At 63.3% G+C, this 19,585-nt stretch carries 21 protein-coding genes; all 21 read right to left on the reverse strand.

The window, feature by feature from the left end; translation table 11 throughout:
• The 21 genes from flgK to flgB all read right to left on the reverse strand — a co-directional run bounded on the left by flgK (position 1) and on the right by flgB (position 19,547).
• Positions 1-1,455 carry a flagellar hook-associated protein FlgK gene (gene flgK / locus GA829_RS10965; RefSeq protein ID WP_195178516.1) on the reverse strand — a complete coding sequence of 485 codons (1,455 nt, stop codon included), beginning with the start codon at positions 1,453-1,455 and terminating at the stop codon, positions 1-3.
• 28 nt (positions 1,456-1,483) lie between these two features.
• On the reverse strand, positions 1,484-2,740 hold the full coding sequence (locus GA829_RS10970) for a flagellar hook protein FlgE (protein ID WP_195178517.1): 1,257 nt from the start codon (positions 2,738-2,740) through the stop codon (positions 1,484-1,486).
• A 79-nt stretch (positions 2,741-2,819) separates the two neighbouring features.
• A complete protein-coding gene (locus GA829_RS10975) occupies positions 2,820-3,488 on the reverse strand; it encodes a response regulator transcription factor (protein ID WP_195178518.1) in 669 nt (222 codons plus the stop codon).
• Between the two features lie 220 nt (positions 3,489-3,708).
• A complete protein-coding gene (locus GA829_RS10980) occupies positions 3,709-4,299 on the reverse strand; it encodes a transglycosylase SLT domain-containing protein (RefSeq protein WP_195178519.1) in 591 nt (196 codons plus the stop codon).
• A complete protein-coding gene (fliK, locus tag GA829_RS10985; protein WP_195178520.1) occupies positions 4,229-5,620 on the reverse strand; it encodes a flagellar hook-length control protein FliK in 1,392 nt (463 codons plus the stop codon). The genes GA829_RS10980 and fliK overlap by 71 nt, the downstream gene beginning before the upstream one ends.
• Complete coding sequence (locus tag GA829_RS10990; RefSeq protein WP_195178521.1) at positions 5,617-7,011, reverse strand: chemotaxis protein MotC; 1,395 nt, start codon at positions 7,009-7,011, stop codon at positions 5,617-5,619. The genes fliK and GA829_RS10990 overlap by 4 nt, the downstream gene beginning before the upstream one ends.
• Entirely contained in the window at positions 7,008-8,387 is a 1,380-nt protein-coding gene (locus GA829_RS10995; protein ID WP_195178522.1) for a MotB family protein, read from the reverse strand. The genes GA829_RS10990 and GA829_RS10995 overlap by 4 nt, the downstream gene beginning before the upstream one ends.
• Positions 8,384-9,016 (reverse strand): hypothetical protein, encoded by a 633-nt coding sequence (locus GA829_RS11000; RefSeq protein WP_195178523.1) that lies wholly within the window; start codon positions 9,014-9,016, stop codon positions 8,384-8,386. Before GA829_RS11000 ends, GA829_RS10995 begins: the two co-directional genes overlap by 4 nt.
• Before the next feature lie 3 nt (positions 9,017-9,019).
• On the reverse strand, positions 9,020-10,666 hold the full coding sequence (fliF, locus tag GA829_RS11005; protein WP_195178524.1) for a flagellar basal-body MS-ring/collar protein FliF: 1,647 nt from the start codon (positions 10,664-10,666) through the stop codon (positions 9,020-9,022).
• Between the two features lie 135 nt (positions 10,667-10,801).
• Positions 10,802-11,866 (reverse strand): flagellin N-terminal helical domain-containing protein, encoded by a 1,065-nt coding sequence (locus GA829_RS11010; protein ID WP_195178525.1) that lies wholly within the window; start codon positions 11,864-11,866, stop codon positions 10,802-10,804.
• A 261-nt stretch (positions 11,867-12,127) separates the two neighbouring features.
• Entirely contained in the window at positions 12,128-13,114 is a 987-nt protein-coding gene (locus GA829_RS11015) for a flagellin N-terminal helical domain-containing protein (protein ID WP_195178526.1), read from the reverse strand.
• 209 nt (positions 13,115-13,323) lie between these two features.
• Positions 13,324-14,055 (reverse strand): flagellar type III secretion system pore protein FliP, encoded by a 732-nt coding sequence (gene fliP, locus GA829_RS11020; protein WP_195178527.1) that lies wholly within the window; start codon positions 14,053-14,055, stop codon positions 13,324-13,326.
• A complete protein-coding gene (locus GA829_RS11025) occupies positions 14,052-14,483 on the reverse strand; it encodes a flagellar basal body-associated FliL family protein (protein WP_374940420.1) in 432 nt (143 codons plus the stop codon). Before GA829_RS11025 ends, fliP begins: the two co-directional genes overlap by 4 nt.
• 77 nt (positions 14,484-14,560) lie before the next feature.
• Positions 14,561-15,268 carry a flagellar basal body L-ring protein FlgH gene (gene flgH, locus GA829_RS11030; protein WP_195178529.1) on the reverse strand — a complete coding sequence of 236 codons (708 nt, stop codon included), beginning with the start codon at positions 15,266-15,268 and terminating at the stop codon, positions 14,561-14,563.
• Positions 15,265-15,849 (reverse strand): MotE family protein, encoded by a 585-nt coding sequence (locus GA829_RS11035; RefSeq protein ID WP_374940395.1) that lies wholly within the window; start codon positions 15,847-15,849, stop codon positions 15,265-15,267. Before GA829_RS11035 ends, flgH begins: the two co-directional genes overlap by 4 nt.
• Before the next feature lie 3 nt (positions 15,850-15,852).
• Complete coding sequence (locus tag GA829_RS11040; protein WP_195178531.1) at positions 15,853-17,094, reverse strand: flagellar basal body P-ring protein FlgI; 1,242 nt, start codon at positions 17,092-17,094, stop codon at positions 15,853-15,855.
• A complete protein-coding gene (gene flgA, locus GA829_RS11045) occupies positions 17,091-17,615 on the reverse strand; it encodes a flagellar basal body P-ring formation chaperone FlgA (RefSeq protein WP_195178532.1) in 525 nt (174 codons plus the stop codon). The genes GA829_RS11040 and flgA overlap by 4 nt, the downstream gene beginning before the upstream one ends.
• 6 nt (positions 17,616-17,621) lie before the next feature.
• Positions 17,622-18,410: a flagellar basal-body rod protein FlgG gene (gene flgG / locus GA829_RS11050; RefSeq protein WP_195178533.1), complete on the reverse strand. Its 789-nt coding sequence runs from the start codon at positions 18,408-18,410 to the stop codon at positions 17,622-17,624.
• A gap of 11 nt (positions 18,411-18,421) precedes the next feature.
• Positions 18,422-18,754: a flagellar hook-basal body complex protein FliE gene (locus tag GA829_RS11055; RefSeq protein ID WP_195178534.1), complete on the reverse strand. Its 333-nt coding sequence runs from the start codon at positions 18,752-18,754 to the stop codon at positions 18,422-18,424.
• Complete coding sequence (gene flgC, locus GA829_RS11060; protein WP_195178535.1) at positions 18,751-19,167, reverse strand: flagellar basal body rod protein FlgC; 417 nt, start codon at positions 19,165-19,167, stop codon at positions 18,751-18,753. The genes GA829_RS11055 and flgC overlap by 4 nt, the downstream gene beginning before the upstream one ends.
• Positions 19,168-19,169: 2 nt before the next feature.
• Entirely contained in the window at positions 19,170-19,547 is a 378-nt protein-coding gene (flgB, locus tag GA829_RS11065) for a flagellar basal body rod protein FlgB (protein WP_195178536.1), read from the reverse strand.
• Positions 19,548-19,585: the final 38 nt, after the last annotated feature.

Here is a 19,585-nt window from a genome sequence, read left to right on the forward strand (position 1 = left end):
TTATCCCACCGCACTGAGCAGAGCCGTCAACATGTCGTCGACGGTTTTCATCATTCGGGCCGATGCCTGATAGGTGTGCTCGAGATCGAGCATCAACGACATTTCCTGGTCGACATTGACGCCTGTCGCGTTGGACAGGGCATCGGCGGTACGCTGCGCGAGAGCCTCTTTGGCGTCAGCCGCGGTCGAGGCTTGCTGACGGACGCCCTGAAACCAGCCAATCGAATTGGCGGCGTAGTCGGAGACGCTGGACGTGACCGAAATCCCGGCGGCCGGGTCAAAGCTCATCGGCTGGTCGAGCTTGTCGCCATAGGCAACCAGAAGCGTGGAGTAGGAGGCGCCACCGCTGGTGTTGGCGACATAGGCAGCCCCGTTGGCACCGCCGTCCCGCAACACTGTCGGGCTGCCGCCGGCGCTCGGATCCATCGCCGCGTTGACGCTTATCGTGCTGGCAAGGCCGTTGATCAGTGTGGCGGAAGGCGGCACGCCCGGCGCGCCCGGCCATGTGAACAAGCCCGCTGCATTGGGCATGGACGGCGCGGTTTCGGCAAAGGCGGTGATCAGCCCGCGCGCCGTCTCGTCGAGCTGGCTCTGCATGGTCGCGGCGACACCGTCGCGCAGCTGCAGCATGCCGGCGAGCTTGCCGCTGGCGGTGGTGTTGCCGCCGCTTCCCGCCGAAATCGGCACATTGTCGATGTAGACGGCGTTGCCGGCCGCCCCGGCGGCATAGCCGGACGATGGCGTGAAGGTGACCGAGCGCGGGATGGTCTCGAACAGCGTGGTGCCATCGGCGGTGTTGACGACCATGTCATTGTCGCCGCGCGTGAAGGTCGAGACCGGGATATAGTCGGAGATCTTCTTCAACAGCGCATCGCGCTGGTCGAGCGCATCGGATACGTCGGTGCCCGAGCGGGTTCCCGAGATCACCGCACGGTTGGCATCCTGGAACTGGCCCAGCAGCGAGTTGAGGTCGTTGACCGCGGTGCCGATCTCGCCATCGGTCTGGGTGCGGAAATCCTGGATGGCCTTGCTGCCGTCATTCAGCGAGCGCACCACCTGCTTGGCCGCGTCGATGACAGTGGAGCCGATATTCTGGTTGGACGGCGAGGTGGCGTATAGCTGCAGCGCCTTTTGCAGATTGGCGATCGCTGTCGAGGGCGAGGACGCGTTGTCGACGCCATTCACGGAAAGGCCGAGCCTGTCCATTCCGCTGTAGAGCGCGTTCTGGCCGCTATAGGCCGAAAGCGCGCTCAGATTCTGGCGAAACAGCAAGTCGTCGGTGGCGCGCTGGATATCGACCGACCGCGCGCCCGGTGCCGTGCTGGTGACGACGGCTATGCGGCGGGAATAGTTTGGATTATCGGCATCCGCGACATTGCGGGAGACGACGGCGGTCTGCCGTGATGTGGCTAGAAGCGCCGACTGGGCGATGTTCAATGCAGTGGACAGCGACATGCGGGTCTTTCACGGGCGGCGCCCGTTGTTATCTCTTCAGGTTGACAAGGACGTCCATCAGATCGGAACCGGTCTGGAAGACTTTCGAATTGGCGGTGTAGCTGCGCTGCGCCGCGATCATGTCGGTCAGTTCTTCGGCGATATCGACGTTGGAGTTCTCAAGCGCGCCGGAGACGATGGAGCCGAGCTTGCCTTCATTGGCGAAGCCGACACGAATGGAGCCGGAATCCGTGCCTTGCGCGTAGACGTTTCCGGGAAGGGCCGCCAACTGGTCCGGGCTCTGCACGTCGGCCAGCGGAATCTTGTAGAGCGGCTTGGTCGAGCCATCCTTGTACTGCGCCAGGATCGTGCCGTCCTTGCTGATCTGAATCTTGTCGATGGTGCTCGGCGCGTTGCCGTTGACCTGGGCGTCGGTAACGGTGAAGCCGGTGCCGAGCTGGGTCAGTTTGGACAGGTCGAGGTTCATGGCGGCGCCGTTCGGCACGGTGAACGAAACGCTCGTGGGAGTGCCGGTGAGCTGGCCGGTGGTGGTGTCGAAGGTCAGGTTGGCTGACCCGAGCGCGCCGCCGGTATAGGGGAACCCTGTTCCAGGCGTGGCCTTTGACTGATCGAAGACCGCAACCTGCCAGGTGCCGGCGCCCGTGTTGGTGAAATAGACGTCGAGCAGCTTCTTGTTGCCGAGATTGTCGTAGGCGACCATCGAGGATTTCGACGTGTACTGCGCGGTCGCGGCGTTGGCGCCGGGCAAGTTGCCGGCCACGACAGGGGTCGCGCCCGCGGGCAGGTTGCCGCTGAAGCTGCCCTGGGTGCTTGGCGTTGCCGTCATCGCCTGGTCGGAGATGACCACCGGCTCCAGCCCCTCGAAGCCGTTCACAGTCGCCGCCGGCACGCCGTTGGCGTAACTGTAGCCCATCAGCTGAAAGCCGGCCGCGTTGACCAGCCTGCCTTGCGCATCGGGGACAAAGGCGCCGGCACGGGTGAGGAAGGGCGTTCCGCTCGGATCCCGAACGACAAAGAAACCGTCACCGCTGACGGCGAGGTCGGAGACCGAGGTCGTGTACTGCAGCACGCCCGGATCGCTGACCGCCTTGCGGATCGTCGTGGTGACGCCGCCGGAATTGTAGGCGCCGCCGGTTGACGGCATCACCAGTGTCGAAAATTCGGCCGAAGAACGCTTGTAGCCGGTGGTGTCGGAATTGGCGATGTTGTCGGCTGTCGTCGACAGGCGGTTCGCCTGCGCGTTCATGCCGGAAACACCGGTCCGCATCATTCCGTAAAGGCTCATTGAAAGGTCTCCCGAGTGTCCATGCCACTGGCTTCGAGGCTACGCGTTGTGTCTTGCGCGAAGCTGGCGCGGCGTCGCATCAGAACACGAGCCGGTAGCCGAGAAAGCGCTTGGAATCGATCGGATCCGTGCCCAGCTTCTCGCGCAGCTTCTTGCGCAATTTGCTGATGTGGCTTTCCACCACGTTCTCCTCGACCTCTTCGTCGAAGATGCCGTAGATGGCATTGAAAACCTGGGTCTTGGTGACGCGGCGTCCGCGATTGCTCGCCAGATATTCGAGGATGCGGCGCTCGCGGCGCGGCAAGGGCAGGGGCTGGCCATCGATCTCCGGATCGCGGCCGTCCATGAAGATGCGCATGGCGCCGATCTCGGTGTAGGAGACGTCTTCCTGGGCACGGCGGCGGATGGCGGTGATGCGGGCAAGGATTTCGCGGATGTGAACCGGCTTGCGGATGACGTCGTCGACGCCGCTCTCGAACAACCGCAGCGTGTTCTCCAGCGAGTGCTGCTCGCTCAGTGCTATGACCGGTGCGCCCGTGCGATCGCGGATCTGCCGGGGAGAGATGGCACCTTCACGGCAGTCGCCGATGAGGAAGGCCCTGACCGACCTCAGATCGGTGTCGGCCGCCGAGCTTACCCACTCACCGAACTCGCCTGGCGCAAAGCCCGCGCAGGCGACGCCCTCACGATCAAAAAGTGAATTGTATCCCTCTGTTACGAGCTCTCGCTCGTCAACGATTACAATCATCGGCCCGCCTCCGAATCAAATTATTTGCCCCGTGAAGAAAGGGGTATCCGCTGGCGGGAATCCTGAACAACCGTCATTTCTTGTAGCTAGTTTCTTGGGAGTCGGGAATCGTTTCAGTTGCATTAGCGCATTGCAACATAGTCCGACGGGCCTGCTTCGATCATCTCTTGAACAACAGTATTGGGGCGGTGCGGCTCGTGATTGAAAAAGTTGAAGGCGCTTATGGGTTGCAGAAGGTCCGCGCGTTAGAAGTCCACTTTCCAAAGCCGGTCGCGACCATGTTGGCGATGACCCTGCAGACATAAATCTTCTGCGCCGGATCATTGTCGGGACCGGCATGATAGCGGGCGACAGCCATCGACCAGGTCTCGTGGCGGGCATGCAGACTGGCCAGGAAGCGCGCCGCGTAGTCGACGTTCTGATGCGGGTCGAGCATGTCCTCGACGCTGCGGAAATGCGATGCGTGATAGTGGTGATTGATCTGCATGCAGCCAAGGTCGATCAATGTCTTGCCCTCGCGCCGGGCGTTGGCGAAGGCGGCAAGCGCCTCACTTCGGCTCCTTGGAAAAACTGCTTTTCCCTCTATATTCAAGGCATTAGGTTGAAGACTGCCCTTGTTGCCGGTCTCGGTCAGGCCGACAGCATAGAGGATGCCGGCGGGCACGCCGTAGCGATCGGCGGCGCGCAGGATCTCCGGCTCGCAGGGATTGGCGGCGGCGAATGCCGTGCCGCCGGCAAGGCTAGATAAACATATCGCCGCCAGCACGTTCGCGAGCCGGCGAACCGGCGCGACCGAATTCCTGTGCGTCATCTTTGCGGTTCCTTCCCGGTTGCTGGCCGCCGGCTCCACCATTGTCGCCGCCTGAATTTCCGGGCTGAAAGGATGACTGGTCGCGGCCTGTTGCCGAAGGCAAGGAGCCGGTTGCATCGGTGCGGGTCGCTGCGGGAACCGCTACCGAAGGTTGCAGGATCGTGACCTTGTCAACCTCGAAACCTAGCCCCCGCAGCGACTTGACGATCGCTTCGCTGTCGGCGCTGAGGCGGCGATGGGCATCATGGGTTTCAGGCTTCAACTCAATCGAAAGTTGCTCTCCCGAGAGCCTAAGAGTGGCTGTAACCATGCCCAGCTCTGCGGGGTGAAGTTCGATCTTCAACATATGTGTCGGAACGGCAACAGAGGAGGCCAATTGACCGGCGGCCGAGGGAGATGAAAGTGTCTGTTGCGGGCCGCCATCGGTGGCTATGGCGCTGACAACGTTGAGCGCTGCCTGGCTCATCGGGTTCTGCGCCGGCGCCGGGAAGCTGCGTTCGGAAACCACGTCGATGCGGCCGGCGGACGATGACTGTTTTCCGGGTTCGGGCCGCATGGAAGACTGGACATCCTCGATGCTCTTCATCGCCGGCCCGGCATGCTTCGCCTGCACACCAGGGACATCAGCCGCCGATACGCCCGGCAATGGCTGCGCGCCGGCCGTACTTTCACGCTTTGGCATGGCGGAGTCAGCACCGGCATCACCTGGGGCCTTGCCGTCAAGCGCGGTCAAAGGCCCATCGACGAGCGAGGCCTGCTCGGGCTTCGACATGGTCTCCAGAACTTCGCGTCCCACCGATTTCGACCGGTAGAGTTTCGACAGCGGCGCCTGCCCGTCGAGTGCGGGATCCTGTGCCGCCTCACCTGTGGCCGCGTCACGCCCACCTGCCTTGGCCGCCGTGGAGAAATGGCGCAAATCGTGAAATGCAATGAGCAGCGGCAAGTCGTCCTGGAGCGGCGCGGTGTCGGCATCGGAGGCCGCCTCTTCAGTGTCGGCGGCGTCCTTGTGCGACTTGGCGTCCGCGCTGTCCTTGGCGACTTTCGCGGCTTGCCCCTTGGCCGGGGCGGTCTTTCCGGAGTCAGCCGTCGTGGCTTCACCCTTGCCGCCGTGACCGCCAAAGGCAGCGGCGGCAAGCTTTGCCCAGCGCTGCTCGCGTGATCCCGTTTCGGCCGCCGGCTGCTTTTCAGGCCGAGCCGGGCTTCCGGCTCCGCCCAGCATTTCGCCGAAGCCTGTGTCTTTCTTGCCTCCAGCGGCCGATTGGTCCGACGAAGCGCGAGCTGAGGCGAATCCTGGCAAAGCCGGGCCGACATTGGTGGTCATTTCGGGGCGGCTCCAAGCATCTGGTCGATCAAATCGAGCTGTCGGCGTGTTTTGGTCATGGCGGCATCTGTCGGATCGACAGGGCCGGCAACCGTCACTGCCGCCGAGGCCGGCAGGATGGTCGCCCCACCCGCTGGGGCGGCCGCGACGGCAGGCGTGACGGGCGTGCTGGCCACGGGCGCGGCTGGCGCGCTGGCAACGGCGGCGCCGGAGGCAGCGGCCACGGCGGGCTGTTCTGAAAGTACGCCTTCGACCGGCGGCAGTCCGGTTTCATCGGCGCTTTGTGGAGCAGCTGCGTCAGGTTCGTCCTTGAGACGGGAGGCCGGCTCTTTCGTCGGAAGTGGAGCCGGCGGCGCCACCACCTGGCCTGAAATGGCCTGCGCGGCATCGAGCAAGGCGCGGTCGCCTTCCGACAGTTTGCCTCGGTCGATCTTGTCCAGCCTCGCACGGACGTCGTCCATGGTGCCGGAGGTCACGGTGGAGAGGCTGGCATAGAGTAGCGCGCGCGGATCGTCCTGGTTGTGGATGCCGTCACGGCCTTGCTCGGCCCGCGCCGAAGCAAAGGCCGACAGATCATTCAGGCCGTCGATGGCGGCACGGCGGGCAATGCGCAGATAGATCACCTTCTCGCGCTCGGGATCCATCATCGAGGTGATGTCGACGAGTTTGTCCTGACTGATCGCCATGTGCAGCGCGATGACACCTGACACGAAAGAGTCCGCGAACTGGCTGGCGTAGGGAGAGTAGAGATAACGTTCGACATACTGGGTTGAGCCACGCGCGAAGCGCGCCGCGTCGCCCTTCGCCGCGGCAATGCCGATCGAACGGCGCAAGGCGGCCTCCTCGACCAATGTGCCGGGGCTGAGCAACTTGGCTTCGTCGAGCAGCACGAGGGCCGCCGCCGGTTCGTCGGTGGCTAGCAGTGACCCCTTGACCAGGGCGAGGAAGGCGCCGAGGTCCGTGGGCAGCGTCATCGGATCAATCGGCCTCAGGGCCTCGATCGCCTCGCCGGGCCGGCCGTTCAGGTAGTCCATGACACCCTTGGCGATGGCAAGGCTTTGCGGGTCGGGCGTGGCGCGCGATGCGGCGGCCTCGACGGTCACGGGGTTGCCGCCGCTCATACCGTAAACCAGAAGGGCGCGAAAATTCCTCGGATCCTTGAAATCCTCGGCATTCGCCTGGCGCAAGCGCGCGTCGGTCATCTCAAGCAGCTTGGCCTGCATCGGCATCGCGGCGTGATCACCTGCGGCGATGCGGTCCTGGACGAGCTGCAATGACCGCACCAGCTGATAGGGCTGCAACGCGTCCTGCGCATGGCCGGCCGACGGGTGCGCGACGGTCAACAACAGGCCAAGGCCAATCACATGGCTGGTGATGGCCGCCCGCTTCATCCGCCCGTCGCCATCATGATCTCGATGCGGCGGTTGACCGCCGACATCGGGTTGGCGGCATCCTTCGGCTGGCGGTCGGCAAACCCGGCGACTTCGGTGATGCGGCGCTCATCGACGCCGCCGCGAACCAGCATGTAATAGGCGGAATGCGCGCGGGCGGTGGAAAGGCGCCAGTTGTCATAGGTGCCACCGCGGAACGGCCGCGCATCGGTGTGTCCGTTGATGCTGATGGTGCCTTTCTGGCTGTTGACGATACGGCCGATCTTTTCCATGGCCAGCACCAATTCGTGGCTCGGCAGCGCCGAGCCGATCTCGAACATTCCAAAATCGAGCTGGTCGGTGATCGAGATGACGACGCCCTTGTCGGTGGCTTCGACCGAGACGCCATCGTGCAGCTTGTCGCCGGGCTTGAAAGCGTCGGCAAGTTGCCGCTTGACGTCGGCCGCTGCTTTAAGGGCGGCAGCCGTTGGCGCCTTCTCCTGGACGTCAGGCTTCTCCTGGACGTCGGGCTTGGCGGGCTCCTGCGCTGCCGCGGATGCCTCGAGCTTGATTTCACCAGGCTTTGTGTCGCCAGCCTTTGCGTCGTCGGCCTTGGTTGCTGCCGTTCCGGGTTTCGATGCGTCCTTGGCAGCGGCTTCCTTCGCCAGAGGCTCGAGCGGAGCCGCTGTGAGGGGTGGCGCCGGCGGAACGGCCTTGACCTTGGGCACCTGCGTTTCGGCGGCCTTGTCGCCCGGCTTGACCGGATCGCCCTCGATCCTGGCGCGCTCGGCACTTGCCTCGGCGGCGGGCGCTGCCACTTGCTGCGACCAGAAGTCCGGCTCGAACGGATCGCGGTAGGACGCGCCGCCGGATGCGCCGGTCGCTGGTCCCGCGCTCTGCGCGCCGCCGTCGCCCTTCTGGCTGACATTCTGCTGGACGCCCGTGTCTGCGGCGATCTCGGAAAGCACGGCGTAGGGGTCCGCGAAAAGATGCTCGTCGGAATGCTCGGCCTGCTGCTGTGCCGGCTTGTCCTGCTTCTTGTCGGAAGAGCCGGCGCCGCCGTTGCCGTTCTCGCCAGTCTTGGCAGTCGCCTCCTTGGGGTTGTCACCGCTGAGGCCCATCGCGGCCGGGCCGTCGCCGAGATCCTCGAGGCCCTTGCGGCTTGAGTTGCGGTCGACCAGCTTGACCGGATTGAAGTAGCTGGCCACGGCCGCCTTGGTCTGCTCATTGGCCGCGTTGATCAGCCACATTACCAGGAAAAAGCACATCATGGCGGTCATGAAATCGGCGAAAGCGATCTTCCAGACTCCGCCATGGTGACCTTCGTCATGGTCGTGGTGACCACGCTTGACGATGATGATCTCGTGGGGAGGGTGCGCGGCGTCGGCGACGCTCATGACAGCACCTCGGAAAGCGTGACCGCCCATTCAGCCATGCGGGTTTCGAATACGGTCTCGTCGATCATGACGGTGAGATCGAAACCAGGCGACTCGACGAAATCAAGATTGGCCGCACGCGGGCCGAGCGAAGCCCTCAATGTCTCGAACAGGGAGAGCGGTCCGCGAACGGAAATGCGCACCGCCTCGGAGTCGCCGACTGCCTCACGAACCGAGCGAACCAGCGCCTCCAGCGAGCGCCTCTGCAGGTCGTCGCTGACGATGCCGCCGATGATACGGGCGACGGTCGCGGCGACAAGCTCGGTGACGCGCGCTTCCATGATGTCGATGCGCGAGGATACAGCCTTGCCGACGTCGTCACCGAGGCCCTCGAGAAATGCCTTGGCTTCATCGGCATTGGCCTGCCGTTCGGCTTCGAGCGCTGCTTCGTGGGCGATCGACAGACGCTCTTCCAGAGCGGCCTCGGCCTGAACCACCGCTTCGGCAATCAGCGTGCCGATATCGGCCTGGGGCGAGGCTGCCTGCTGGTGCTCTTCCGGCATGGTCGCGGTCGCGGCCTTGGGCTGGCTGATGCGCTGCGCGCGCGTGCCGAAATCCGGCAGAAGATCGAAAAGGGCGGCGGAGGGCATGGTCTAGCCCGCCACTTCCTGGGCAGCCCATTTGCGTAGGATCTGCGCGGTGCGCTCCTCGTTGATGTCGACCATTCTGGCAAGCCGCTCCTGCGGCGCGGGCCTGATCTTCTGGCGAAGATCGTCGAGCGGAGTAGAGCTGGGGCGCGTGCCCGGCAGGGCGCCAATGGCGACGCCTTCAGCGGAAGCCGTTGCGTCCGGCGTCGGCAGCGAGCGCTGAACTTCGTCGAAGTTGGGGCCGGCGATGGCTGGCGTGGCCTTTGCCGTCAAGGCGGCGGCCATCGGCCGCAAGCCGAAGAAAGCCACCAGGAACACCACCACGATGAATGCGCCGGCATTGATCATGGTGCCGGCATGCTGGCCGATGGAATCAAGCATTCCGGCTTGCGGAATGGCTTCGCCATCGAGCCCGTCGATGAATTCGACCGCCGAGACGTCGATGACGTCGCCACGCTTGTCGTCGAGGCCGGTGGCCGAGGAGACCATCTTCTGGATGTCGGCGACGCGCTTGGCAATCAGCTCCGGCGTGGCATCCTTGCCAAGAATGGTCATCAGCCGCTGTTGATTGACGACAACGGCGATCGACATCTTGGTGACGGTGTAGCCGTTGGAGACGGTCGCGATCTTCTTCGAATTGATCTCGTAATTGGTGATTTCTTCCTTGCGGTCGTTCTTCGATGAGGATTGCGGGCCATCAGTGGCGGTTGCCTGAGCCTCGGGCAGGTTCTGCTCGACGCTGGCCGGGGTCGAGGCCTGCTTCTGGTTGTTGGCTTCGTTGGCGCGGACCGACTGGATGGAGCGCTCGACGCGGGAGTTCGGGTCGAAAATCGTTTCCTCGGTCTGGCGGGTGTCGGTGTTGACGTCGGCCTTGACGCTGGCGCGGAAATTGTCGGGGCCGAGATAGGGCGTCAGCGCGCGGCGGATGTTGTCGCCGATCTGCGCCTCGACGGTCTGCTCGACGCCAAGCGTGCGGGCGGCACTGGTGTTGGAGGGATCGTCACCGGCGGCAAGCAGGTTGCCGTTGGAATCAAGCACGGTCACCTTGTCGGCCGAGAGACCGGGAACAGCGGCGGCGACGAGATGGCGGATCGACATGGCGCTCTTCTCTGCATCGATGCCGGAGTAGCGGATGACCACCGAGGCGGAGGGCTGCTGCTCGTCGCGGCGGAAGTTGGCGCGTTCGGACATGACGATGTGGACGCGCGCCGCCTTGATGCCGGATATCGACTGGATGGTGCGGGCGATCTCGCCTTCAAGCGCCCGCACGCGGGTGATCTGCTGCATGAAGGAGGTGAGGCCGAGCGAGCCAACATTGTCGAACAACTCGTAACCGGCATTGGCGCTGGTCGGCAGGCCCTTTTCAGCGAGCAGCATGCGCGCCTGCGCGGTGGTGCCAGCCGGCACCAGCACGGAAGTGCCGTCCGAGCCGACGTCAAAGCCGATACCGGCTTCGCCCAGCACCAGGCCGATCTGGTTCACGTCGGCGCGATCGAGCCCGACATAGAGCGTCTCATAGGCAGGGCGGTTGAGATAGACCGAGGCGACGCCGATGACGGACATCACCAGGATGGCGATGCCAGCCAGCATGGCGAGGCGCTTCACACCGAATCCGCGGAGATTCGAGATGATGCTCTGGATTTGTTCCGGCACGGTTCGACTACTCCCAGCATGACTGTCCGCCGGAACACTAGTCCTCGAAGCTTGTGCGAAAATGAAATCGGGCCGCGCTCATGAGCGCGGCCCGTCAATTGGAGAGCGAAAGGGTCGCGCCGGCGGCGCGACCGCTTAGTTCTTGAACAGCGACAGGATGCTCTGTGAGGAGCTGTTGGCGATCGACAGCGACTGGATGCCGAGCTGCTGCTGCACCTGCAGGGCCTGAAGGCGGGTCGATTCCTTGTTCATGTCGGCATCGACGAGCTGGCCGACGCCGCGGTCGATGGAGTCCATCAGGCTCTGTGTGAAGGTCTTCTGCAGGTCGATGCTGCTCTTGGCCGAACCAAGGATGGTGGCCGAGTCCGTCAACTGTTTCATCACGCCGTCGATCTTGGTGATCATCTGGGTGATGATGTCGTCGGTCACGCCGGCTGCCGTTATGTCGAGGTTGAAGGCGGAAATGTTGTCAACCTTGGCGACCGCGCCCGCCGCGGTCTGGCCGGCGGTGTTGGCGGCGATATCCGTTGATCCACCTGCGATCGAAGCTGAATAGGCCGTGTCATACAAGGTCTGCGCCGCTCCCGTGGAGTAGACCGATGTCTGGCGGTCGAGAATGCCCTGGTTCTTGACGGCGGTGGAAAGGCCTGAATCGAAGAGCTTGGTGCCTTCGACATCGATGTTGATCGTTCCGAGCTGGACGGCGCCGGACGAAGAGCGGTTGAAGGAAGACACGATCTGGGCGTCGGCCTGGACGCCGTCATTGGCAGCGGCGACCTGCTTTGAGGTCACCGACAGGAAGTTCGATCCCGAGAAGGTCGCCGCATCGGCGAACGACTTCATCTGTGTCTGGAGCGCGGTGATTTCGGTCTGCGTCTTTGCCTTGGCGGCGTCGGTCTGTCCGACGGTCGAGAGCAGCTTGGTCTTGATCTTGTCGATCGTCGTCAGCACGTTGTTCATGCCGGTGTAGGCGGTATCGACCTTCGAGGCGCCGAGGCCGAGCGCGTCCTGCACGGTTGACAGGGCCATGTTGTCGGAGCGCATCGTGGTCGCGATCGACCAGTACGCGGCATTGTCCGAAGCCTGGGAGACCCGGTAGCCGGTGGAGATTCGGGCCTGTGTCTGTTCAAGTGACTTGTTGGTGGCGTTGAGGCTTTGAAGTGCGGTCAGCGCCGCAGCGTTCGTCATGATGCTTGCCAAGAAACTCGCTCCTTCTCTAAAGCCGGGCATGCCCACACAGGCCGGATCGGCCTGCTCACCGATTGCCATCGAGCCGCTCCGGCCGATTCGACAACCTGTTGTAAGCTATTGGTTAACCATGACTACCGCGTTATGGTTAACAGCCTGTTAAAAGTCAGCTTCGAGAGTTAAGGAACGAGGGTTGCGCGAGCCTTGAGCGAACGCAAATCGGGCCGCGCTTTTGGCGCGGCCCGATGTCCGGTTTCAGTGGGTCGAGAGCGATTAGCCGCGGAAGAGCGACAGGATCGACTGCGACGAACCGTTGGCGATAGACAGCGCCTGGACGCCCAGCTGCTGCTGGACCTGCAGGGCCTGAAGGCGGGTCGATTCCTTGTTCATGTCGGCATCGACGAGCTGGCCGACGCCGCGATCGATGGAGTCCATCAGGCTCGAGGTGAAGGTCTTCTGCAGATCGATGGAGCTCTTGGCGGCGCCGAGCTTGGTGGCGGCGGTCGTCATGTCCTTGAGAGCGGCGTCGACGACGGTCATCATCTGCGAGATCTGGCTGTCGCTGGCTGCCGTGGTGCCCGAGAAGATGGCCATGCTGGCGACCGAATAGGTGTCGGTAGCCGCAGCGGCAGCGCCGAGGGTCGGGGGCGCGGCAGTCGTAACGGCAGCGCCGGTGGTGCCGAGGCGGGCCGTGTCGAGGATGCCCTTGGCAGTCGGAGCCGCGCCGCCGTCATAGAGCTTGATGTTTTCCACCTTGACGTCAATCGTCGAGATCGAAACAGCACCAGCCGCGTCGCGGTTGAAGGCCGAAACGATCTTCACGTCGGCTGCCGTGCCCGAAGCGGTGGACACTGAAAGCATGTTGGTGCCGGAGAAGGTGGCGCCAGCAGCGTAGGCCTTCAACTGGTCCTGAAGCGCCTTGATTTCGACCTGGGTCTTTTCCTTCGAGGCGTCGGTCTGGCCGTAGGAAGCGGTCAGCTTCTGCTGGATCGAGTTGATCGTGGTGATCGCGCTGTTCATGCCGGTGTAGGCGGTGTCGACCTTCGAAGCGCCGAGGCCGAGCGCGTCCGAAACGGTGGACATGGCCTGGTTGTCGGAACGCATCGTGGTGGCGATCGACCAGTAGGCAGCGTTGTCCGAAGCCTGGGAGACGCGATAGCCGGTGGAGATGCGGGACTGGGTGGTGGCGAGGTTGTTCTGGGTGACGTTAAGGCTCTGCAGCGCGGTCAACGCCGCGGTGTTCGTCATGATACTGGCCATGGTACTCGTACCTTGTTTTTACACGTGTTTTTTTGGCATACCGGCTTCTCCGGTATGACGGTACGGCATCATGCCAATGATCTCTTTTGGACCACCCGCCATCTGCGAGCGAATATGGCGGCAAGTCCCTACCAAAGACCTAAACGGGACGGTTAATCGAAAATATATTGCGTAAATTTTGAGCTAAAGGCGCCATGCGCCAAAGGCGATCAGTTGAAGGATCGCACCAGGCTGCCGACAAGCAGATTCCAGCCGTCGATGAGGACGAAAAACAGGATCTTGAACGGCAGCGACACCACCGTTGGCGGCAGCATCATCATGCCCATCGCCATGGTGATCGTGGCGACGATCAGGTCGATGACCAGGAACGGCAGCACGATCAGGAAGCCGATCTCGAAGCCGCGCCGGATTTCCGAAATCATGAAGGCTGGGACAAGAATCCGCAGATCGACGGTTTCCTTGGCCACCACCTGACCCCGCTCGCGGGCGAGGTCGGCGAAAAGATCGAAATCCTTGTCACGCACATTGCGCAGCATGAAGGTGCGGAACGGATCCGAAATCTTCTCGAAGGCTTCGGTCTGGCTGATCTGGTTGTCCATCAGAGGCTTGACGCCAGTGTTCCACGCCTGATCGAAAGTCGGCGCCATGACGTAGAAGGTCATGAACAGCGACAGCGAGATCAAAATCAGGTTGGCCGGCGTCGACTGCAGGCCGATGCCGGCGCGCAGGATCGAGAAGGCAATGACGAAACGGGTGAAGCTGGTCACCATGATCAGCAGGCCCGGCGCTACCGACAATACGGTCAGCAGGCCGAACATCTGAATGATGTAGCCGACGGTGCTGCCGTCGGCCTTGCCGATGCCGCCCAGGTCCAGTTGCTGGGCTCCGGCCAGCGTTGTGGCGGCAATGACGAGCGCGGATGCGAGGAGGAGCTTTCTCATTCAACCAACAACGTCATGATGAGAACCTGCTTGACGTGACCGCCGCTGCGGATCGCCGCTCGATCCTCGATGTCGGCCTTCAGATGCTGATAACCGCTGGCGCCTTCGATCTGATGCATCTTCAAGGTGCGTACCAGAGCCAGCAGATCCTGGTGGATATCGTCGGTCATGGCCTGCGGCTGCGGCGCGTCGTAGACGACAGACACTTCCATCCGGATCCAGGTGTCGGTCGGAGAGGCCATGTTGGTGGTGATCGGAGCCAGCGCGACGAGTGTCGGGCCGATGCCCGGCGCCGATGCGGCCGACTTTTCGGTCTTGCCTTGGTTTTCGGGTGCGGCGGGCACGGATTCCGGCCCCCCGGCGCCCTTGAGGTAACCGCCCGACAGCCAACCCATGCCGACAGCCGCCGCCGTCACCACCAGAAGCATGGCGAGCTGGACGACAAGGGAGGGCCCTTTCTTGGGCAGGACCTGTTCGGCATTGGCCACAGCGCTATTCTCTCTTCCTAGAAGGGCAGGACCTGATCGAGGACCTGCTGGCCGTAGGCGGGCTGCTGGACCTCGGTGATACGTCCGCGCCCGCCATAAGAGATGCGCGCTTCGGCGATGCGTTCGTAAGGAATGGTGTTTGAAGCGCCGATATCGGCTGGCCTGACGAGGCCGGCGATGGTCAGCACCCGCAGCTCGGAATTGACGCGCACTTCCTGCGAGCCGCTGATGATCAGGTTGCCGTTTGGCAGGACATCGGTGACGACGGCGGCGACATTCAGATCCAGGCTTTCCGACCGCTTGATCTCGCCGTCGGCATTGGTCGATGTGTTGGAACTCAAACCGGCGTTGCCCTTGCCACTTGTGCTGTACTGATCCCATCCGAGCGCGACATCGTAGCCGAGCTTGCGTCCGGAGGTGCGGCTCCTGTCGTTCTGGTTCTTGAAGTTGGCCCGGTCGTTGATCTTGATGTTGACGGTTAGAATGTCGCCGGGCGACAGCGCCCGCGGATCTGTGAACAGCCGGCTCTGGCGATCATCCCACAGCGAGAATTTCTTCACCGGCGCGCGCGGGCTCTGTGGGTAACGGTAGAGCGAGGATGTGCTGTCGCCATCGATGCCTGAACCGACCGGCGACAACGACGGGTCCCTGCCGACCTGCTTCAAATCGGATCCGCAACCGGACAGCACGCCGATCGCAAGCAGGATGAGCGTTTTGCGAATCATGACGGATCTACCCTTCGGGCTGCGCTGGCCATGATGCCGGTGAGCGTCGCCGCCGCCTTCTGGTCCATTTCATTGAGGATGACGCCGGCCTTGCGTGACTCGAGCTTCATCAGGATAGCCGCCGCGAGGTCGGCGTTGACGATTGCCAGGCGTTCGGCCGCGGCATCGGGTTTCATGTCAGCATAGATCTTGACGACGCCGTCCTCGGCGCGGGCCAGAAAGACCTCACGCCGTTTCAGCCACGTCTCGTATTCGGTCTTCTTTTCATCCAGCGCCTTCATGCGCTGGTCGATGCCGGCCTGGAGCTGTTTGAGTTCCTCCGCCTGCAAGGCGTAGCGGCGGTCGCGGGCAGCGTCGGCGATGTTGGAACAGAAGCGCTGGATTTCGCTTTCGTCCGGCGCCTTTTCCTTGGTCAGCTGTTGCGGCGCCACGGGGGGCGGAGCCCCTGGAAGCACCTGGCGCACCGTCTCGGTGCGGGCGGGACCTCCAGCGAAGAGCGTGCCGGCAAGAACGGCAACCGCCAAAAGCGTTCCGGCGGGCCGGCGTTGGTGATGGTGAGGCAAAGCGTTGGTCATCGGCATGGCCTATTGAAGAACCAGGTCTGCTTGCAGGGCGCCGGCCGACTTGATGCCTTGCAGGATGGCGATGATGCCATCGGGCTTGACGCCGAGACGATTGAGGCCGGAGACCAGCGTCTGAAGGTCGGGTCCATCGAGCACAGCGACACGCGCATCTGGCCGGCTGGCATCAATGGCGGTGAAAGGTTCTACGGCTGTTTCGCCCTTCGAGAACGGCTCGGGCTGCACGACGCGCGGCGCCTCCGTGATGCGCACCGTCAGCGTGCCATGGCTGATGGCAACCCTGGAAATCTTGACGTCATTGCCGATGACGATGGTGCCGGTGCGCTCGTCGATGACGACGCGGGCCGGGGTGTCGGACTCGACGACGAGATTCTCGATCTCGGCATAGAAACGGGCTGCGGAGACACCTTTCGGCCTTCTAATCTGCACGGTGCGCGCATCACGCTCGGCCGCCACGCGCATGCCGAAGCGCTGGCTCGTATAATCGTTGATAGCGTCGGCGATGCGGATCGCGGTGGAGAAATCGGGATTGCGCAGCTGCAGCGTCAGCGTCGCCTGGTCGTCGAGCTCGGCTTGAACGGCCCGCTCGACGATAGCGCCGTTGGGCACGCGGCCGGCGGTAGGCACGCCTTGCGTCAGCGTTTCAGCCTGGCCCTTGGCGGTGAAGCCCGAAACGATGACCGAGCCCTGGCCGACGGCATAGATCTCGCCGTCCGCCGCTTTCAACGGCGTCATGATCAGTGTGCCGCCGGCAAGCGAGGTGGCGTCGCCCATCGAGGACACGTCAATATCGATGCGGGCACCCGACTGGACGTAGGGCGGCATGTTGGCGGTGACGATAACGGCGGCGACGTTCTTGGCGCGTGCGCTGCCGCCTTCCGTGGCGATACCGAGATTTTCGAGCATGGCGCGGATCGACTGTTCGGTGAACGGCGAATTGCGCAGGCTGTCGCCCGATCCCGCCAGGCCGATAACCAGGCCGTAGCCGACGAGCTGGTTGTCGCGCGAACTCTGCAGCTGGGCGATGTCCTTGATGCGCGCCGCGACCTGACCGGGGGGCAAGGAACTTGGGCCCGACGAAACGCGGAACATCCGCGTGGTGGTGGCCGGATCATATTCAGGATCGTTGAAAGCAGCGCCGTTCTTGGCGGCAAGCTCGCGCTTGGCCTTGGGGGTCAACCCATCGGCCAGCGCCGGCTGCAGGCCGAGCACCGTGGCAAGCAGTAGAGCAAACCCACGCATCATGAAGAGCTGACCCGAATGGTACCGTCGGCCATCACCGTGCCTGAGAAAATCTTGCCGCTGTCGGTGTTGCGAACCTTGACGAGGTCGCCCGCGGCGCCCGGCTGCAGCGTTACCGCGGTTGCCGAAATGGTCAGGCCTCCGGCAATGAAAAAGACTTGCACGGCCGCCCCTTGTTCGACCAGCCATGCGTCCCGGATGGCGGTGGAGGGGATGTAGCGGCCGGGCAGCAAGGTGCGCTTGGCAACCTTGCCGGTGAGTTCCTCGGCGCGGGTCACGACATCATCCGGCTTGTGCCTGCCGGCAACCAGCGTCACCTGCTTCAGGGTGGCGAGCTCGATGGTCTCGCCGGGATAGATGACCCGGTTGGGGATCAGCACGACCTCGCCGGCGGGTTGATTGCTGGCGATCTGCGTGGCCGACTGGTTGGCCGAGTCCTGGGCGAAAGCCGGCATGCCGCCGGCCACCAGCGCAAGGACAAGCGCGGTGCGGTGGAATGCGGAGCAGGAGATCGGCATGGCCATCATCCGTTACCTGATGTTCTTGGAAACGACGGAGGCCATGTCGTCGGCCGCCTGGATGACCTTGGAGTTCATCTCATAGGCGCGCTGCGCCGAGATCAGCTCGGTGATTTCCTTGACCGGATCGACGTTGGAAGCCTCGAGATAGCCTTGTTGGATGGTGGCGAAGCCGGGATCGCCGGGCACGCCGACATTGGCTGGGCCGGAGGCCGTCGTCTCCTGGAACAGATTGTCGCCGAGCGGCGCCAGGCCCGCTTCATTGGCGAAATTGGCGATCTGGAGCTGGCCGAGATTCTGCAGGTCGGTCTGGCCGTCGATGCGGGCGAAGACCTGACCTGTCTTGTTGATGATGACTTCGACGGCGTCGACGGGAACAGTGATCGCCGGGATGACGCTGGCGCCGTCCACCGTCACCAGCTGGCCGGTGGCGTTGGTGTTGAGGGCGCCGGCGCGGGTGTAGAGCGTGCCGCCATCGGCACCCTGGATCTGGAACCAGCCGCGGCCGGAGAGCGCCAGGTCGAAACTGTTGCCAGTGCTGGTCGGCACACCCTGGGTATGCACGTTGCGAACGGCCGTCGTCTTGACACCAAGGCCAATCGAGATGCCCTCCGGCACAAGCGATGCATTGGATCGGTTGGGCACGCCCTGGGTGCGATCGACCTGATAGAGCAGGTCGGAAAATTCGGCGCGGGCGCGCTTGTAGCCGGTGGTGTTGATGTTGGCGATGTTGTTGGCGATGACTTCCAGGTTCGTCTGCTGGGCATTCATGCCGGTGGCGGCGATAGCGAGTGCTTTCATGACTGAATTCCTCAGATGCCCATGCGGCTGACTTCGAGATATGCGGAAACCACCTTGTCGCGAATGGCGACGGCCGTCTGCAGCGCCTGCTGGGCGCTCATCACGGCATCGACCACCTGCCGCGTATCGGCGTCGCCCTTGAGCGCCTGCATCGATACCTGCTCGGCATTCTGCAATGTGTTGACGGTCTTGGAAGCCGCCTGGGTGACCATCTCGGCGAAGGAGGTGCCGATGCTGGTGCCGGCCACGGGTGCGGCGCCGCCCTGGAACAGGTCGGTCGTCACATCGGTGCCGCCGCCGATACCGGGCTTCAGCTGGAGCGCGTTGATACCGCCGACAATCATTGGTTCCTCATCAGATCGATGGTCATGGAAATGAGATCGCGCGCCTGCTTGACGACCTGAAGATTGGCCTCATAGGAGCGGTTGGCTTCAGTCATGTCGGCCATTTCGATCAGCACGTTGACGTTGGGCATCTTGACATAGCCCTTTTCGTCGGCGGCCTCGTTGCCGGGCTGGAATTCGATGGGAAAGTCACCGGGATCACGGTCGATCGAGTTCACCTCAACCGTCGAGCTGCCAGTCGCCCGATCGAGCTCCGAGACGAAGCTGATGGTCTTGCGGCGGTAAGGGTCGGAGCCTGCCGTCGTGCCGGTAGACTGGGCATTGGCAAGGTTTTCGGAAACCACGCGCAGCCGCTCGGACTGGGCGCCGAGGCCGGAAGCTGCGACTTTGAGGGCTGCGGTCAAGGCGTCCATGGTCAGCTCTTCACCGCCATCATCATCATCGAATGAAACGCCTTGACGATCGCCGTGTTGAGTTCGAAGGAACGGCGCACTTCGCCAGCCTTCATCAACTGATCTTCCAGCACCACCGTGTTCTTGGACGGCATGATCGCCCCGTCGGCTTCATCCGGCTTGACCTTGAAGCTGGCATTGGTGGCGCCGCCCAGATGCCCGGCCTGCGTGGCCTGCAAGGACACGACCGCGCGGTCGAGCACCTTTTCGAAGGGTTCGACGTCATTTGCCGTGTAGCCTGGCGTGTTGGCATTGGCGATGTTGCCAGCAATGGCCGACTGACGCACGGCCAGCCACTCCGATTGCTTGGTGGCGAGATCAAAAAGGGAAACGGGCTCCATGGGAATCTCCGAGCAGATGCCCAGAGACTAGGCCGCCA

The sequence above is a fragment of the Mesorhizobium sp. INR15 genome, assembly GCF_015500075.1.
Classification (GTDB): Bacteria; Pseudomonadota; Alphaproteobacteria; order Rhizobiales; family Rhizobiaceae; genus Mesorhizobium.

Coding starts and splice junctions, on each gene's coding strand:
- GA829_RS11035 (WP_374940395.1), bottom strand. CDS start 15,849: ATGCCGATGACCAACGCTTTGCCTCACCATCACCAACGCCGGCCCGCC.
- GA829_RS11025 (WP_374940420.1), bottom strand. CDS start 14,483: ATGCTTCTGGTGGTGACGGCGGCGGCTGTCGGCATGGGTTGGCTGTCG.
- GA829_RS11015 (WP_195178526.1), bottom strand. CDS start 13,114: ATGGCCAGTATCATGACGAACACCGCGGCGTTGACCGCGCTGCAGAGC.
- GA829_RS10970 (WP_195178517.1), bottom strand. CDS start 2,740: ATGAGCCTTTACGGAATGATGCGGACCGGTGTTTCCGGCATGAACGCG.
- GA829_RS10980 (WP_195178519.1), bottom strand. CDS start 4,299: ATGACGCACAGGAATTCGGTCGCGCCGGTTCGCCGGCTCGCGAACGTG.
- GA829_RS10990 (WP_195178521.1), bottom strand. CDS start 7,011: ATGAAGCGGGCGGCCATCACCAGCCATGTGATTGGCCTTGGCCTGTTG.
- GA829_RS11040 (WP_195178531.1), bottom strand. CDS start 17,094: ATGATGCGTGGGTTTGCTCTACTGCTTGCCACGGTGCTCGGCCTGCAG.
- flgG (WP_195178533.1), bottom strand. CDS start 18,410: ATGAAAGCACTCGCTATCGCCGCCACCGGCATGAATGCCCAGCAGACG.
- flgA (WP_195178532.1), bottom strand. CDS start 17,615: ATGGCCATGCCGATCTCCTGCTCCGCATTCCACCGCACCGCGCTTGTC.
- flgK (WP_195178516.1), bottom strand. CDS start 1,455: ATGTCGCTGTCCACTGCATTGAACATCGCCCAGTCGGCGCTTCTAGCC.
- fliK (WP_195178520.1), bottom strand. CDS start 5,620: ATGACCACCAATGTCGGCCCGGCTTTGCCAGGATTCGCCTCAGCTCGC.
- flgC (WP_195178535.1), bottom strand. CDS start 19,167: ATGGACGCCTTGACCGCAGCCCTCAAAGTCGCAGCTTCCGGCCTCGGC.
- GA829_RS10975 (WP_195178518.1), bottom strand. CDS start 3,488: ATGATTGTAATCGTTGACGAGCGAGAGCTCGTAACAGAGGGATACAAT.
- GA829_RS10995 (WP_195178522.1), bottom strand. CDS start 8,387: ATGAGCGTCGCCGACGCCGCGCACCCTCCCCACGAGATCATCATCGTC.
- flgB (WP_195178536.1), bottom strand. CDS start 19,547: ATGGAGCCCGTTTCCCTTTTTGATCTCGCCACCAAGCAATCGGAGTGG.
- GA829_RS11055 (WP_195178534.1), bottom strand. CDS start 18,754: ATGATTGTCGGCGGTATCAACGCGCTCCAGCTGAAGCCCGGTATCGGC.
- GA829_RS11000 (WP_195178523.1), bottom strand. CDS start 9,016: ATGCCCTCCGCCGCCCTTTTCGATCTTCTGCCGGATTTCGGCACGCGC.
- flgH (WP_195178529.1), bottom strand. CDS start 15,268: ATGATTCGCAAAACGCTCATCCTGCTTGCGATCGGCGTGCTGTCCGGT.
- fliP (WP_195178527.1), bottom strand. CDS start 14,055: ATGAGAAAGCTCCTCCTCGCATCCGCGCTCGTCATTGCCGCCACAACG.